Source organism: Paenibacillus macerans, assembly GCF_900454495.1.
Classification (GTDB): Bacteria; Bacillota; Bacilli; order Paenibacillales; family Paenibacillaceae; genus Fontibacillus; species Fontibacillus macerans.
In genome coordinates this window covers 233,070-248,467 of record NZ_UGSI01000002.1, presented here as the reverse complement: position 1 = coordinate 248,467, position 15,398 = coordinate 233,070, and the positions used below count along the sequence as shown (strand labels likewise).

The following is a 15,398-nucleotide window of genomic DNA, read 5'->3' as shown; positions in this document are numbered from 1 at the left end:
ACCTCATTGATGTTTCTCATTTGTTTTCTAAAGCATATTCCCCTAACAATGGAAGCAGGTTATCAAAAATATGGGTATTGCCTGCAAATACGTACCCGCCGGGATACTTTGCATCGCGCCCTTTGAGGGTCAGCATGTGCTTATACAAGGCTTTCGCAAAAGGCCTGTCCCCTCTGTCGAGTGCAAACTTAATGGCGAGACCGTAGACCGAAGGGGACTCATAATTTACCGCGGCCGTTCGGTCGGCGCGCACGTACTGTCCGGACAGTTTCCCCGTTTGCTTGAATTTTCGTTTCAGGAATTGAAGCAGCGGATCTTGATTCCTTTCCGTTTCCCGGGCATGAATCGCCACCAGCAGCTGGTCGATTAAATTGACGGTTGTTTCATACGTATACTCCCCGGTTTCCACGTTAAAAGACTTGGGGTAAAACACGCCGTCATCCGGCATATCCTGCAGCAGGCCATAATACCGGCCGTACGTTTCCTCGTCCAGCATCCCTTCTTGCACAAGCTCTTTCAGTGCCGGCAGATCCACATAGGCGAGAGACAAAGTATCGGGAGCTTCCTGCCTGGAGAAATCGTAGAAATCCGTCAGGAACCCGTTTTTTTGCGACCGGCTTAACAACGTCTCCGTTAAAGTCCTGGCCGTCGTCTTCCACTCGGGGTGGCCTTTCCAAGTTCGAGCCCCCTTCAACAGAGCCTCGATAATCCGCAAATCGTCGCCAAGCGCGTTCGTGCTGACTTCCGTACCGCCTTCGGGGTTTAACTTCCACGCAATATAATTTCGATCCGCTATGAAATAGCGGGTTAACGTTTCATAACTTTTTTCAAATGCGGCAAGATCACGGCTTTCCAACGCCGCCTGCATCCAAAACCCAAGCGACTCGGAGAGCGCCTCCCGCCCTGCCGCCAATACAGGACTGACCGGTTCCGCCCCCTGCAAATAGGTGGCCAGTGTGCCGTTTGGGTTGGTCAGATTTATTTGAACAAACCGTTTCGTCGATTCTTTTCCTGCTGCAAGGGAACGGCATCCCCCGATCCCCATGGATGCAACCAAAAGGATAACGATCGCCGCCCGCAACGTTCTACGCCTGTTTCTCCATTCCAAGCTGTTGACCTCCATTCTGCTGATCCCCCACCCTCCCGCGCATTGTATCATTTATTTCTGAACAAAAACTGTACAAGGGATTAATCGCTGCTTGACCGTCAAGCCGGCAACCGATCGTGGCAAGAAAATGCCGCAAAGGCGTTGAAAGCTTGAGGACAGGGTAGGCCAGTGGGTTTTGTCGGCTGGATCAACATCCGTTGTCCTGACGCTTTGCACGATTATCCCATTTGATAAGGAAGCAGAGAAGAAGATAAATTCAGGAGAAGGAGATATGTTTGTGAGGATCAGATATATTTAGGAGAAGCAAATATGTTTGTGAGAAGGAGGTTTAGGAGAGGGGAAGCAGACCTGACGAAAGGATGGGGCAAGACACAGGAGAAAATGAAAAGACCGTGATCTTGCTGCAGCCTGAATCCGTTTACAGCAATGTCTGCACCGTTCAAGCATTTCTATTAGGCTGCAGCCGGCAATATCCCGTTCACTAGCCCCTCCCCCCTGCCCCCCCTGAACGAAAGAGATAATCGTGCAAGGCAGCATGCAGGGATACCAAGACACAAACGCTATCTCGGTTTTGAACCCCATTTTTTTCAATTTTACTGAACCTTTTTTAAACTCGGAGCGAATATACGGGTGAGGTCACACTGAAGGAGGAACGGACTTGCAGGGCATAGACCTTATACCATGGCTGCAAAAATTAAGAGAGGGTGACGAGGAAGCGTTCCGGTATGTGTACGACGCCACGGTCCAGGATGTGTACCGCATTGTCGCGCTGCTGATCCCCCGCGGGCAGGACATCGAAGACATTATGAATGAAGTGTATATCCAATTGTGGACCTCCATAGCCAATTACGACCCCGAGCGTCCTTTTAGATATTGGCTGCACGGCATCGTTGTCCGGCAGGTGCAGGATTGGAAGCGGAAAATGTGGCGCAAGTTCCGTTTATTTGAACGGCACACCTTGCTGGAAGTCAAGGAGGAGGCTCCCGGGACCGACCGCTACGCCTTGATGAACGAAACTGGCGAGGAAATGAGGAAAATCCTTCAACGACTGTCTTACAAGTTACGAATCGTGATTGTGCTCAGGTACTATCATGAGTACAGTATCGCCGAAATCGCCCAGCTGCTTAACCTTCCGGAGGGAACCGTGAAATCCCGGCACCATCTGGCGCTTAAAGAACTGCGTAAATATTCCTTATTTCTCAGCGAAGATAAAGGCGGTGATTGCTTTGTCCATTGAAGATCAGCTTAGGGAGCGAATTCAGCGCGCCGCCGGGGAGATGAGCTGCCCGGACGACCTTTACGAGCGCGTATGGAAATCCAACAAACGCTATATCGAAGCGGCTTCGTCCAAACGTTCACGGACCGTTCCCGACCGGCGGAATTTCGCCCGGAGGGCCGTCATGGCCTGCGCGGCAGCCGTTGTTCTGACAGCCGGCGTGCTTGCCTCCGGATTCGTATCCCCCGCAATGGCCGAGGCGCTCAGCCGCATCCCATGGGTTCGAAACATCTTTAAATTTGCCGGGGATATGGGGTTACAAAACGCAGCACAGCAGGGCTTGGTGAATGAGGTTCATTTCAGCGATTCACATGATGATTTTACTTTAACAGCGCTGCAAGTCGTATATGACGGTACGCGCGCGAGCATCGCCTTGCAACTGGATAAAGCAGGGGAGCCGGCTGCACTCTACTCTTACCTGGAGAATGGCGCCCTCAAGCAGCTTCCAAAGAGTCAGGGCTACTTTAAACGCTTAAAGGCGCGTATTGACGGGGCCGAAGCTGTTACCTGGGACATCGGCCCAGGGGTGGATACGTCGTCCGCCATCATCACCATTATCGCGGTTTCCGATGATCAAACCCGCCGCGCCGTTTTGCCCGAACAGTTCGACTTATCTCTGGAAGTCACCTTGACAGGCGTTCGCGAACCGTTCAGGTTTAATATCCCGATTCGTAAAAACACCCGGAATCTCCTGCTTTCGCCGGATGCCGGCAAGTCGTTTGGGAATCTGAGCTGGAAACTGCAGAAACTGGAATTGTCCCCCATTTCTACCCGAATGTCTTTGCTGTCCGAATATAAGGCTGCGGACGGGCGGGTACTATACTTCGATTTGGCGGACGACCAAGGGAACATTGCGGGATGGATCGATGTTGCCAGCGAAAGATTACCGGATGGCAGCAGACAGTTCGATCTCCTCTACGAGCCGCTGCCTCCAGATGTCAAGAACGTGGTGATCAAACCTTTTTTGTATGTATACGAAGGCCCACCCGCCAACCGGGTTGCAAAAATAGACAGCCAGGGCCGGTTGATCAGAGAATATATTAAAGAGTTAGAAATGACGATCCCCATTTTTTAGGAGGTTATTTTGATGAAGAACTACCAAAAAGCAATCGCTCTATTGACGGTCGCAGGCGTTCTGTTAGGCACAGCGTCCCCTCTGGCGGGTCATGCTGCCGCAGCTGCAACGAAAGCCAGCACGAGCACACAGGCTTCTTTAAAAGGAGTAGACGCCAAACTTATTACTGCGGCGCAAAAGAAACTGCAGGAAGTCTCGGGAAAAACCTACACCTTCAACGAAGCGGAGAAATGGAGCATAGACAATAACACCGGGTGGGATCTGCAAATCAAAGAAGCGGCCCACAGTTATGTCAGCATCGGCGTAAACGGTCAAGTGGACCGGATCATGCTGGATCAGAAATGGTCCGATCTGAAGGAAGAATACAAGCAGCAGATTAAGGACGCCTTGCAAAAATCCGCTCCGGGTTCAACCTCGGTTCCTGAGACCGTGACCCTTACGATCGGTTATCCCGACGTATATATGCATGCAGGCAAGCTGGAATTGTTTACGCAAGTCGATGATCAATTGCTGACTCTTTTGGATGGAAAAATAGAGCGGATCATGACCTCCCTCAATCCGGAGGATGTCCCTGAAGCGGTCATGCAAGCGGCGGACGCAATCAAAGAAGGTTTAGGAAACGTAGAAAAGGGCGAATTGACGAAAGCTTCGGCCGCCATCGATGGAAAAGGGGAAAAAACATATGAATTGATGTTTGCCAGCCAGGATCCTAAATCGCCTATATTCATAAATGTCAAAGAAGCGACCGGCCGGATCTCCAAAGCGTATATCTCCCCCCTTGAAGATTCGGTAACCGAATATACGCAGGGCTACAGCCAACTGAAAAACTATACCGTTAAGCAATTGAGCGAAAATGCGAAGCCTTCGGCCCAGCATTTCCTGAATATCGACCTGACCGGCTATACCGCGATCAAGGATGAAGAAAAGCCGGGAACCGCCGTCTTCAGCAAAAAGAACGCTCCTTCTATAAAAGGGCAGTACAATACCAAAGGGCAGTTCTATAATCTGGAGTTGGCGGAGTAAGCACTCGAAAGAGGATTAATCCGCATAAGAGAGAATTTTAGAGGTTGAAATGAACCGCGTCTCCGTTGTGCTAAGCACGAATCACAACGGAGACGTGTTTTTTTTGCTTTAAACTATTGTTAAATATGTGCTTGCAAGAAGTATGATTAAGTGCTAGTGTGAAAGGAAATAGGGAAAATAAGGAAAAATTGTATCATTATTCGAAATTTTTAAGTAATTTTTATAAAGTATTATTTCCACCATTCTCTTTTTTACTTTGTGAATATTTTTGTTTCTTTAGGAGGAGGCACTATGAATATCAATAGTATTAGCAATACAGCAGGCAATGCAATTGGGGGAAAATATAAAAAGAGGGAAATGTCTAATTTTAAAGACAATTTAGATACTATAATGAAAAATGCCCCGAAGCTTGATACATACATACCTGAAGAGAAATTAAACGGGTTGGACAATAGCGGTGTGTACAATAAAACGAATGATATGATGGAAGCTGCAAACAGATATCTGGGAATAGATAGAGAAGAAAGTGAGTTTGATGTAAGCGTATCAGTTAATGAAGAGAAGCTTGAAGAGATTACCCAAGAATACTTCAAGTACCCTCAAATTGCAGGAAGTTACGAGGACGCTAAGTTTCGGGCAGCACTAGAAGCTTCGGGCAACGCAACTCGCTGTGAAAATGGTATTTTGACGATTATTGATGGATATATGATTTTCACTTCTTTTGATGAAAAAAAGGCAAGTAGTTGGAATAAGTCATTGGATAATAGAGAAGTCTACGAGGATACCTGTAAAAACATATTAAAAAGCGGAAAATCTAAAGATTTGGAACAAGAACAATTTTGGCAAGGAGTATTTCAGATTTTAGATAAAGGCAGTGAGCAGCAGGCAGCTAAAACTGAGTCAACTACTGATTCTAAAGTAGTAGTTAAAGCAGATGGTTCAAGGGTTTTGATGATTACTATCAATGTTAAAGACAATGAGCTTAGAAATATCAAAACCGTCGGATACAACAACGCTCAATGCAAGTGATTTACAAAGTGTTAATTCAGAATTGTAAGTATATACGCAAAGAGTAATTACTTTGCTAATGCGCCGGACAGTTATTTTTCTGTCTGGCGCTGTTTTTTATGAAAATAGTACATAAATGCCGCCTAATGCACGGCGAAAGTCCATACCATCCGCCTTTTATTGAGTACGATAAATAAACCATTATTTTAACGAATCGAGGGAGTTTCATGAACGGATCGTATAGAAAATCACGGATAGAACGAATAACACGATGCTTTGGTCTAACTCCCTTAAAATATAAATGGTTGCCTTCCGTTTATCGAAAACAAGCCGTCATCCGTATAAAAACAAGCGGTGGATACTACGCATTAAAACCTTATGTCCGGAGTCCGCTGTTTAAAACAAGTACGATTCAACAAATGAGTAAAACCTGGTCGGACCGGCTAAAGGCTGCCCAATGGTTAGATGAGTGGGCCCGTTTGATAAAGTAATCGCATGGATTCGATTTTTTGGTTCATGTAGGCAATTCCCTCCGCAGGCGCTGCGAGTTTGACTTCTCCCCCCAGCTGCCAGATCAAGTCCACGTAAAAATTCAAGTCCTCCGCCGCTATTTCAACGGTTGCCATTCCGCTGCCGTCTTCGTTCCGCTGTATAAAAGGAGCAAACCGGGGATTGGATTCCAGCAGCCACACTCCTTTTTTCGTCATCTCCAGTTGAAGGGTCGTCTGTTCCAGCTGGTCTTTATTGGGCTTATCCAATAAAGTCATGGGGCTTATATCTTCTCGGCAAGGAATCGTTTCGTTCAACGCAGCGGAGAGAATCCGGTCGGCTCTGAACTGCCTGATGTCTTCTCTATGGAAACAATACGCGGGACAATACCAATAGCCGGAACTGGCATAGAGGCCGATGGGTTGAATATTCCGCTCTGATACTCCGCCGCTGGATTTGTATTTTACGGTAACTACACTACGAATCATAATGGCTTGCAGCAGAATTTGAAGAATCTCCGCAGACATCGGGCGATAAGGGCTCCAGAACATGATCCGGTTCTTGAGCCGGTCGATCTGTTCTCTAATATCGGCAGGCAAGTAATGATAGAACTTATGGAGCGCAGAATCGGCCCCCTCGCCAAAAGGAACGGAACCGAAATAATCCAAAGTTTGACCGGCAAAAAACATGGCGAGCGCTTCACCTTCGGTAAAGCTGATGGGCGGCAAAAGTCTTTCTTGAAGAAGCTTGTACCCTCCTCCCCTTCCTTGAACGGAATAAATGGGAATGCCGAGTTCGCTGAGTTCTTGCAAATCCCGCGTAATCGTTCGCGTGGACAGCCCAAATTCATCGGCCAGCTCCCTGACGGTAAAGGATCGTTTGGCGTTGATCCGCATAATCAATTGAATGAGACGCTGTGACTTTGGCAATGGCTCCCCTCAATTCCGTAAATAAGACATAACTTGTCTTGTTTAAATGATATTATCATCCCATAAGTTATCCGAACTGACAACCTTACGAGGGGAGCATAAATAAAATGCAAAACAATCCGCAGGAAAAGATCGGCGTGGTATTCGTCCATGGAGCAGGCTTGGGCAGCCGAATTTGGAGTAGAGTTGTGAAAGGGATGGAACATCCTTACTTACTTGCCGAGTACCCTTCCCGGGATAGTTCGGTGGATTCAAGGCGCCGGCTTTCGATAGAAGATTATGTGACGTATATGAAAAAACAAGTGGATGAATGGGGGGTTCGCAAATTCGTGATCGTGGCGCATTCACTTGGGGGAGTTCTTGCTCTCAAACTTGCTTCCGAACTGAACGATCGTTTGGCGGGCTTTATCGCTGTTGGGGCGGTAATTCCCAAAAATGGCGGCTCATTTTTGTCCGTAATGCCATTTCCCCAAAAAATAATTATGTCCGCGATCCTGCGAACCATAGGTACGAAACCGCCGGAGTCCGTCATCCGTACGGGGTTATGCAACGATCTCTCACCGGATCAAGCCGCGGAAATCGCCCGAGGATTTACCCCCGAGGCCGTACGCGTATATACTGATCGAATCCACGTGTCCGTTCCGGATGTACCAAAACTATATGTGAAGCTAACCCAGGATAAAGAACTCAGTCCGTCCTTGCAGGATCAAATGATCTCAAACCTTTCCCCGCAATCGGTTCGCAGCCTGGAAACCGGACATCTCCCCATGATAAAGGATCCGGACGGGTTAAGAGCGATCTTGGAAGATTTCCTATAATTTCCTATAGCCAAACCTGCCTGCACACGACAATCGAAGAGCTTTTCTTAGCGGCTTCTCAGGGCATGTTCGATTCGCTTATCCGGCAAGAACCAGATAATTGTAATGATAATCGCCAGCACGCCATCGCTAAACGCTTCCATCCGGTTCGCTTTCAGAGGGTTCACCTTTTCTCGCTTTTCGCGTTCTTTTAGTCTATTCGACATCAGTAACATTGCATAAAATGATTTATTCTGTCAAGCAAAACAAAGCAGAGTCCAAGAAGCTCTGCTCTGTTTTGCTTTGTTTGGTTTCTTAGTGTTCTTATCCATTGTCGGGAAGCACACGGCGAGCCGTCACAAACGTCCGATCCCAGGCGCTGCCCGCGAAGTCGGAAATCGTGACGCCGATGCCAACCCGATACGTGTGCAGCAATTGGCCGTTCCCGATGTAAATACTTACGTGATTAATAACGCCGTCCCGATTCGTATCCGAGAAGACCAAATCGCCCGGCTGCAATTGATCTTTGGACACCGGGGTGCCTACCGTCGCCTGTTGTCGCGACGAACGCGGAAGATTGATGCCGTTTTGCTTGTACACATATTGAACAAAAGAGGAACAATCAAACGCATCGGTTCTTCCCGATTTGGCACCGAAGCGATAAGGAACGCCCATAAATTGTTCGCCGGTGGCGGCAATATGATCCGCAATGGATGTGTTGGACGAAGCCGCCGCGGCTTGGGCAGGTTGGCTCGTAAACGCCACGCTCCCGGAAAAGATGATCGAAAGGCAAAGACCGGCACCCAACAATTTTTTGCCAATCCGACTTGTCTTGAGTTCGTTATGGAAGTTCATAATGTCCTCCTTATAAGTGGGATTGGGGCCCCACGAAAACCATAACATATATTTTTGAACCCAACACTTACCAAGGGGGGAGCAAACCCTTGGGCTGCCTATGATCGCGTTTTGTTATTAAACTTAGATTAAAATCAACTAATCCAATCCCCTTTAGAGCTATAACCACCAAGACAATATAGAGGGGACGGTCGTCCAGCCCACGCCAAACGATATTTATATCATATAAATTGATAAAAATTTATTGTAAGACGATAAATTACATGTTAAGTTTAAGTCGACATTAACTACGTGAGGTGTTTTTGATGAAACGTGAACAAGGTTCAACGCTGTTCTTAAAGGGTGTTGTTTTCCTGATGGGCATTGTGGTATTGGCTTTGTGTCTGTTTGGGGTGCCCGGGATCGTCAATGAATTGATCGAATATTACCCCGCGATGATTTACTTGCCTATTCTAATTGGTATGTATGGAGCGGCGATTCCGTTTTTCTTTGCGCTGCATCAGACGTTGAAGCTTTTAAGTTATATCGACAAGAACACCGCTTTCTCGGAATCGTCGGTGACGGCTTTAAAAAATATTAAAAATTGTGCAATCGCCATCAGCATCTTGTATGCGGCAATTCTGCCGGTTCTTTATATCATCGCGGAGAAAGACGACGCCCCGGGGCTCGCCGCGCTCGGATTGGTCATTGCTTTTGCGTCCATCGTGATCGCCGTCTTTGCGGCTGTGCTTCAAAAGCTATTAAGAAATGCCATCGACATAAAATCGGAGAACGACTTAACGATCTGAGGTGAATAACGTGGCCGTGATCATCAATATTGACGTGATGCTGGCGAAAAGGAAAATGAGCGTCACGGAACTTTCGGAGAAGGTCGGCATCACGATGGCGAATCTTTCCGTATTGAAAAATGGGAAAGCCAAAGCGATTCGATTTTCCACGTTAGAGGCGATTTGCAAGGCTTTGGATTGTCAGCCTGGAGATATTTTGGAATACAGAAATGATGAAGAGACTCAAGGATCAAATGGATAGATGGGGGAGACACTTATGAAAAACCGCTTATGGCATGCCCTGCAGCAGTTGGTTCGCTTCGGCTGGCAGCAAGCTTTGTCCTGCGTATTTCCCGTGGCCATCTTTGCTTCGCTGGCTCTGACCCAGTTCATCCCTCTTCCCTGGCTGCACCGTTACGATTGGCTGCTGATCATCTGCCTAACCATGCAAGTATGGATGCTGCGTGCCGGACTTGAAACCCGCGACGAACTGAAGGTGATCACCGTCTTCCACCTGATCGGTTTGGCTCTGGAAATGTTCAAGGTTCACATGGGGTCCTGGTCTTACCCGGAAGAAGGCTGGACGAAGGTGAACGGGGTCCCCCTCTACAGCGGATTTATGTATGCCAGCGTGGCCAGCTACTTGTGTCAGGCCTGGCGGCGTCTGAAGGTTGAACTGGTTCGCTTTCCGCCGCTCTGGCTGGTCATCCCGCTCGCCGCTTCCATCTATCTGAATTTCTTCACCCACCATTATTGGATCGACGTTCGCTGGTGGTTGTCCGCGTTGGTGCTGATCGTATTTTGGCGAACCTGGGTGACCTATGAGGTTGGGCGCCATCGCTACCGGATGCCGCTAGCCCTCGCCTTCGTGCTGATCGGCTTCTTTATTTGGATTGCGGAGAATGTCGCCACCTTCTTTAGCGCGTGGAAATACCCGAATCAATCCGACGCCTGGCATCTTGTCCATGTCGGCAAGATCAGTTCCTGGCTTCTGCTCGTCATCATCAGCTTTCTGATTGTCGCCGCATTGAAGCAAGTCAAGGAGCAGCGGCCCGCGATTGGCCAAGATAGCCGCGACTCCATTCAAAGCGGAAGCCATTTGCCTTTAGAGGCCCGACGAAGCGGTAGACAATTAGATTAGGCACCATTTTCGATTTTCTTATCCAGTTTCGGCAATACATGACTCCTGGAGACAGGCAGTTTGAACCGATGCTTGAAACCGCAATGCAAAAGGAAGTTCAGCGGCTCCTGCTCAGCATCGTCCCCATAAAATAGAGGGACTTTGGGGTCTTATTTTCCGAATCTGAGCCTATTCCGCACAATAGGGGAATTATTGGGTCTTATTTTTCGATGAACAGGTCGAAAGGCGGTCTTTCGCCACTAAATTGTGAAAATAGCGCCATAAAATTCCTCTATTTCACGCAACATGAGGGACATCGGCTGAAATAGCGCCCTTTTTTTCCTTTATGTTGTCACCCGGGATTTCAATAGACTAATTTTGCCGTTTTTTCAAGTCTTCACTTGCCATCATGCTAACGTTATTTCCAGAATCGTCTACTAGGGGTATAGGCGGAAATTGCTAGAAAAAACGCCTCATCGTCCTGTGAAAATTCGTCACTTTGATCGCTATTGTTGATGTTACGGGCAGGAATATATTTTCGACCAACTATCGCCTTATGTAGATACGATTTCACGTATGCTTACTTAAAGGCGATTAAATTGGGCCGGGGCCATCCTTCTCGAATTTAATATGCTGGATAGAACAAGCAACACTTACTTTAAAGCCGAAAAACAGCCTTTACAGGTTCCAATAAAATAAATCAAATCATACTCATTCCCACAGCCATCCGGTTTTTCGTCGCGAATATGTTCCTCCAGGCATAACCGTGATCAATATCTGGTTAACGATAAATCCGTCCAGATCACCGTCCGCTCTACTAAATCCAGGATGACGGGAATGGCAATCTGCGTATCGGCGGCGACGTCGATTTTGTTCACCACTGTCGAAGGCTCGAAAATCTCGCCGGAACCCGGTTTTTTGCGCATCATCCAGCCCACAAAGCATTCCGGCAAATCGCAATAAGGCTGACTCGTAAACGAATGCAGGGTAGCCACAATATAACGGCCGCCATAATCGACGATGGAGGGAATGTGCAGGTCGATGAACTCGCATGCGCCCTGAGGGGCCGATACGATATCTCCGCTGTGGACGGCCCGGTATTTGGAGGAGCGCAGATGGGTATAAGAAATATGCTCCACATACTGCCAGTTGCGGTCATACATGACGGCGGACAAGTCAATATCTACGCGGCCGGTAGGCTTGCCGTCAACGATCCCCTCTTTCCACCAACTGAAAAAACGAATCGCATCTCCCTCTTCCATCGGTACGCGGCTTCCCCTTACAATCGTACGCAGGGCCTTGCTCGCCGATCTCTGGGAGAACGGTACAAGATAGTCCGCTAAGCGTTGATCGACATATACCTTCCCCAGCGGAAGGAAGCGCGGAGAACCGCTGAACCAGCGCCTGCTTGCACCATTGCACGATATCCCGGCATAATGCCTCATCGATCTCCGGGAGCGTATTTGAAATCGCGAGGGCTTTCGCCACGTTTCCTTTTGGGAAAAAGACGCGAAGAGCCTGCAGTTCGTTTCGGCGGGCAAAATGATTTTTCACTTGCAGCAGCACGGGTGTCGATACCTGATCTACGATATCGCCAAAGGCTTGCACTACATACTCCGGGTCTTCGGCGGTTCGCAGCAAGTGATCCAATCTTCTGGCAAATTCGCCCGGACGCTGCATCAATAAATCAAGGAGAGTCCACGTATTTTGATATTGGAACGCAAGCTCAACGCTGCCGTTAAAAGTCGTGAAAGGCTTGTTATTGCGCAAAATATCAAAAGCTTCCTCACACCGGGCAAACCGGTGCTTAAACTCGGAGGGGTGCAGAATCTCGCCTAAACGAATCCAGCGGTCCTTAAACTTAAGCATATCCTCCGTTATCTGTCCGCATTGTTCCAGCAGTCCAAGGAGCAGCCGCCGCTCGGGCCGCTTGAATTTACGGAAGCGCGTTGCCTCGGTCAGACTGACATCGCCATCCGACCAAGCCGCGGCCAGCCGGAGAACATCGGAGGCCGTTTTGAAATACCTCCCGATCAGCCTCATGTTCGCCTTGTCATGCTTCAATAAGGAAGCAGCCACGAACCCGGCATTCTCCTTGAACGGAATCTCGGGCGGCAGCATCGCATCCAGCTCATCCGGGTCCGCGTATTCGATCGCCGTGTCGATATCTTGTTTGTCCGTCTCGGAGATGGAGCCCTTTGCTTCGATTAACCGGCGAATCAGAGTATGGAATTCTTCCTTGCTTCCGAGATCAATGACTTTTAGGGCTATCCTATCCGGCAAAGGCGCTCTATCGGCCGGCTCCCGCTCAGGCAATTCTAAAGTAAGGTAATGGTATAAGGCATTCAGATAAAGCTCGGCGTCATCCTCCTGCATCACCTGCAGTGGAAATTCGGAATACATCGGCTTGTATTCCACATGAGCCCCTACCATGACCCGCAAATCGACCACCAGTTGATCATATAACGCTTTGAATCGCTCTCTGGATAAAGTGTGCACGGCGCGCATCAACTGATGCGAAAACGTAAATCCAAGCGATTCGATATTTTTTAAGGCCGTTGCCAAATAAGCCTTTGGGAGCCGTTTCTCCCCTTGTCCTTGTTCCACAATAAGTTTGTTTGCTCTTCGCAAATAGATGGTGTTTGTCATGATCAAAGAGTCCAGGAAAGCAGCGGCCCTAATTTCGCCAAACGAAGTAGAAGGAAGGACCGCGGGTAGCCTGAAGGTCAAGGTTCAAAGTCCGTAACCCGAACCTTTGATGCACTCATCTTCTCAAAATCCACGGCATGCCAACAGGGTGAAAGTATTACGACTTATAAACCGGGCTTGTACCAGACTTAGCTCCGGCTCCACACCTTGCCAAAACCAATTGGATTGGGTATTATTCCCATAAGGAAACTTGTAGGAGGAAAATCGTATGCACCCCAAAAAAGTCCCCCGTTAAGCCCGTGCCCCCCAACCATGCGTTAGCAACTGCTTAACCTCAATCAATTAGAAGGAGATGCTCGCTAATGCATATGAACGGACCTGTGGAAATTACTCGGGGCGAACGGCTTGAAACCTGCCGCGAAATTGCTGCGAGATTGCATGAGGTGTACGGAGAGAACATCCGGGCCATTGGCGTCTACGGCTCTGTGTCCAGAGGTACGGACGGGCCCTTCTCGGACATTGAGATGTTTTGTGTTCTCAAGGGAGAAGGCGAACCCGCGGAATTTAGCTACGAATGGTCGGCGGGGCCTTGGAAAGCGGAAGTGGATGTCTGTAGTGCGGACGTTCTGCTTAGAACTGCTTCAACAGTTGAGGGGGATTGGCCGTTGACGCATGGGCCGTTTTTTTCCCCGCTGAGCCTGTATGATCCTGAAGCATTTTTCTTCAGATTAAAGGAAGCGGCCGAGTCGCCAACAAAGGAGGACTTCAGGCGTGCAATCAACGAGGTGCTTGTCGGGGAAATGTACGGAATTTGTTGGCAAGCTCAGAAATGCCAGTCTAAACGGCCCACGCACCTACTTGCCAATTAATTTTCGCCTGTATGCCCCTGCAGGACACCAATACTCCTGTAGGGGTATTTTTTCGTACCCTAGACCGGATCACTGTTTTGACCCGGCCCGAATATTTTCTTTCGCATTCTTGTTCAGGTTCAGCAGGTCTTCAACCGTAACGAACTCAACGCCATCGCTTTTCAGAGATTTTACGATCCGGGGGATCGCAGCGACAGTACCGCTCAAATCCTCGCCTTGTCCACCGGCGGCATGCTGCAGAATAATCGCGCCCGGCAGAATATGGCCAAGCACATTGGTACTCACCTGATCCGCATTAAGCCCTTTCCAGTCAAGTGAATCGACGTTCCATCCGACAATCCTTTTATCTTTGCTCGCAAGCCAGAGAATCTGATTTTCATCCGTATTGCCGTAGGGCGGCCGAAATAGGGCAGGCACGGAACCAGTGTAATTGCGGATGATCTCGTCCGTCCGGGTTACCTCGCTCCGGAACTCGGGATCGGTAAGCTTCGGCAAATTCGGATGACTGTATGAATGGTTTCCGACCTCGTGCCCTTCTCTAACGATCCTGGCCATGATGTCGGGATGTGCCTCGACTCGGTTGCCGATGACAAAAAAGGTGGCCTTTACCCCAGCCTGCTTTAGCGCATCCAACACTTGCGGCGTGAATACGGCATCCGGCGCATCATCGAATGTAAGCGCAACCTGCCGTTTACTCCGGGGCCCGTTCAGCACGTAGTAAGTAGGATACTTATCGTGCAGATCGGCAAGCGACATCGGGTGAGGCATACGGACACGGCCCTCCGGGCCGCCTTGGAGTTCAGGCGTGCGGTTAGGCTGTTGATTCTGTTGCGTCAAACGTGCCTGTGATATCTTTTGGGTTTTAGCCTCGGGACGATTGTTGCCTTTTTCCTGGTTCTGTGCACATCCTTGGCACAGGGTCACTACAAGCAGACAAGCAGCCAACATTCTTAACGGTTTCACGTTTCATATAACCTCCCGCATGAAGCGATAGCATTTTGTGCCATAGCATTCCATAGAAGGCGATGATTTATGCGAATTGAAGGAGCAAGCGAGTATTTTACCGTCATCCGGAGCAGGAGGATTTCCATTCCCGCTGATGGATATATTGCTCGCCCCACTCGTCCAGTTGGTCCAATATGGATTTCAGCGACAATCCAAGTTCGCTCATTCCATAGACCACCTTCGGCGGCACCTGATTATATACCGTTCTCGTGATGATGCCGTCTTCCTCCAACTCCCGAAGCTGCTGAATTAACATTTTTTGCGTAATCTCGGGAATCGCCTTTTTTAATTCGCTCGTTCTCATGGGACCGGGTCCGCAGTTCAAATGGCATAAAATCAATAACTTCCACTTCCCGCCTATGACCTCCAGCGTCGCTTCCGCAGGGATGTTATACGTCCTTGTTGTCTGCTTTTCCATAGGATAACCA

General features: G+C 48.7%; 13 protein-coding genes and 2 pseudogenes. 9 read left to right on the top strand and 6 right to left on the bottom strand.

The annotated features are described in order from the left end of the window. Positions 1-16: 16 nt before the first annotated feature. Entirely contained in the window at positions 17-1,108 is a 1,092-nt protein-coding gene (locus DYE26_RS24230) for a glycosyl hydrolase (RefSeq protein WP_036627273.1), read from the bottom strand. A gap of 658 nt (positions 1,109-1,766) precedes the next feature. Between DYE26_RS24230 and DYE26_RS24225 the strand changes: the two genes are divergently transcribed. The 4 genes from DYE26_RS24225 (at position 1,767) to DYE26_RS24210 (ending at position 5,511) form a co-directional block, all read left to right on the top strand. After that, complete coding sequence (locus DYE26_RS24225; protein ID WP_036618527.1) at positions 1,767-2,345, top strand: sigma-70 family RNA polymerase sigma factor; 579 nt, start codon at positions 1,767-1,769, stop codon at positions 2,343-2,345. Continuing rightward, positions 2,335-3,459: a DUF4179 domain-containing protein gene (locus DYE26_RS24220; protein ID WP_036618524.1), complete on the top strand. Its 1,125-nt coding sequence runs from the start codon at positions 2,335-2,337 to the stop codon at positions 3,457-3,459. The genes DYE26_RS24225 and DYE26_RS24220 overlap by 11 nt, the downstream gene beginning before the upstream one ends. A 12-nt stretch (positions 3,460-3,471) precedes the next feature. Continuing rightward, positions 3,472-4,482, top strand: coding sequence for a hypothetical protein (locus DYE26_RS24215; protein WP_036618517.1), 1,011 nt, complete (start codon positions 3,472-3,474; stop codon positions 4,480-4,482). Positions 4,483-4,773: 291 nt separating this feature from the next. Next, positions 4,774-5,511 carry a hypothetical protein gene (locus DYE26_RS24210; RefSeq protein WP_036618514.1) on the top strand — a complete coding sequence of 246 codons (738 nt, stop codon included), beginning with the start codon at positions 4,774-4,776 and terminating at the stop codon, positions 5,509-5,511. A gap of 440 nt (positions 5,512-5,951) precedes the next feature. Here DYE26_RS24210 and DYE26_RS24205 read toward each other — a convergent pair whose 3' ends face one another. After that, complete coding sequence (locus DYE26_RS24205; protein WP_036618512.1) at positions 5,952-6,908, bottom strand: helix-turn-helix transcriptional regulator; 957 nt, start codon at positions 6,906-6,908, stop codon at positions 5,952-5,954. Positions 6,909-7,015: 107 nt separating this feature from the next. Between DYE26_RS24205 and DYE26_RS24200 the strand changes: the two genes are divergently transcribed. Continuing rightward, positions 7,016-7,726 (top strand): alpha/beta fold hydrolase, encoded by a 711-nt coding sequence (locus tag DYE26_RS24200; RefSeq protein ID WP_036618511.1) that lies wholly within the window; start codon positions 7,016-7,018, stop codon positions 7,724-7,726. A gap of 303 nt (positions 7,727-8,029) precedes the next feature. On the opposite strand, the gene DYE26_RS24195 is transcribed toward DYE26_RS24200, so the two are convergent. Continuing rightward, a complete protein-coding gene (locus DYE26_RS24195) occupies positions 8,030-8,560 on the bottom strand; it encodes a C40 family peptidase (protein WP_051985171.1) in 531 nt (176 codons plus the stop codon). A gap of 305 nt (positions 8,561-8,865) precedes the next feature. Here DYE26_RS24195 and DYE26_RS24190 point away from each other — a divergent pair, with 305 nt between their 5' ends. Genes DYE26_RS24190 through DYE26_RS24180 form a run of 3 tightly spaced genes read left to right on the top strand, consistent with a single transcriptional unit; the run spans position 8,866 to position 10,468 of the window. After that, on the top strand, positions 8,866-9,348 hold the full coding sequence (locus DYE26_RS24190; protein WP_036618509.1) for a DUF2975 domain-containing protein: 483 nt from the start codon (positions 8,866-8,868) through the stop codon (positions 9,346-9,348). A 10-nt stretch (positions 9,349-9,358) separates the two neighbouring features. Next, a complete protein-coding gene (locus tag DYE26_RS24185; protein ID WP_036627271.1) occupies positions 9,359-9,589 on the top strand; it encodes a helix-turn-helix domain-containing protein in 231 nt (76 codons plus the stop codon). A gap of 15 nt (positions 9,590-9,604) precedes the next feature. Next, positions 9,605-10,468, top strand: coding sequence for a DUF817 domain-containing protein (locus DYE26_RS24180; protein ID WP_051985170.1), 864 nt, complete (start codon positions 9,605-9,607; stop codon positions 10,466-10,468). A gap of 749 nt (positions 10,469-11,217) precedes the next feature. Here the strand turns inward: DYE26_RS24180 and DYE26_RS24175 are convergent. Next, positions 11,218-13,096 (bottom strand): annotated as a pseudogene (locus DYE26_RS24175) (TerD family protein). A 362-nt stretch (positions 13,097-13,458) separates the two neighbouring features. Between DYE26_RS24175 and DYE26_RS24170 the strand changes: the two are divergent. Further along, positions 13,459-13,960: pseudogene (locus DYE26_RS24170) on the top strand (kanamycin nucleotidyltransferase C-terminal domain-containing protein); the annotation flags it as partial. A 74-nt stretch (positions 13,961-14,034) separates the two neighbouring features. Here the strand turns inward: DYE26_RS24170 and DYE26_RS24165 are convergent. Together DYE26_RS24165 and DYE26_RS24160 are read right to left on the bottom strand one after the other, a co-directional pair. Next, positions 14,035-14,928 carry a polysaccharide deacetylase family protein gene (locus tag DYE26_RS24165; protein WP_227872797.1) on the bottom strand — a complete coding sequence of 298 codons (894 nt, stop codon included), beginning with the start codon at positions 14,926-14,928 and terminating at the stop codon, positions 14,035-14,037. Positions 14,929-15,031: 103 nt separating this feature from the next. Then, complete coding sequence (locus DYE26_RS24160; protein WP_036618506.1) at positions 15,032-15,388, bottom strand: winged helix-turn-helix transcriptional regulator; 357 nt, start codon at positions 15,386-15,388, stop codon at positions 15,032-15,034. Positions 15,389-15,398 lie beyond the last annotated feature (10 nt).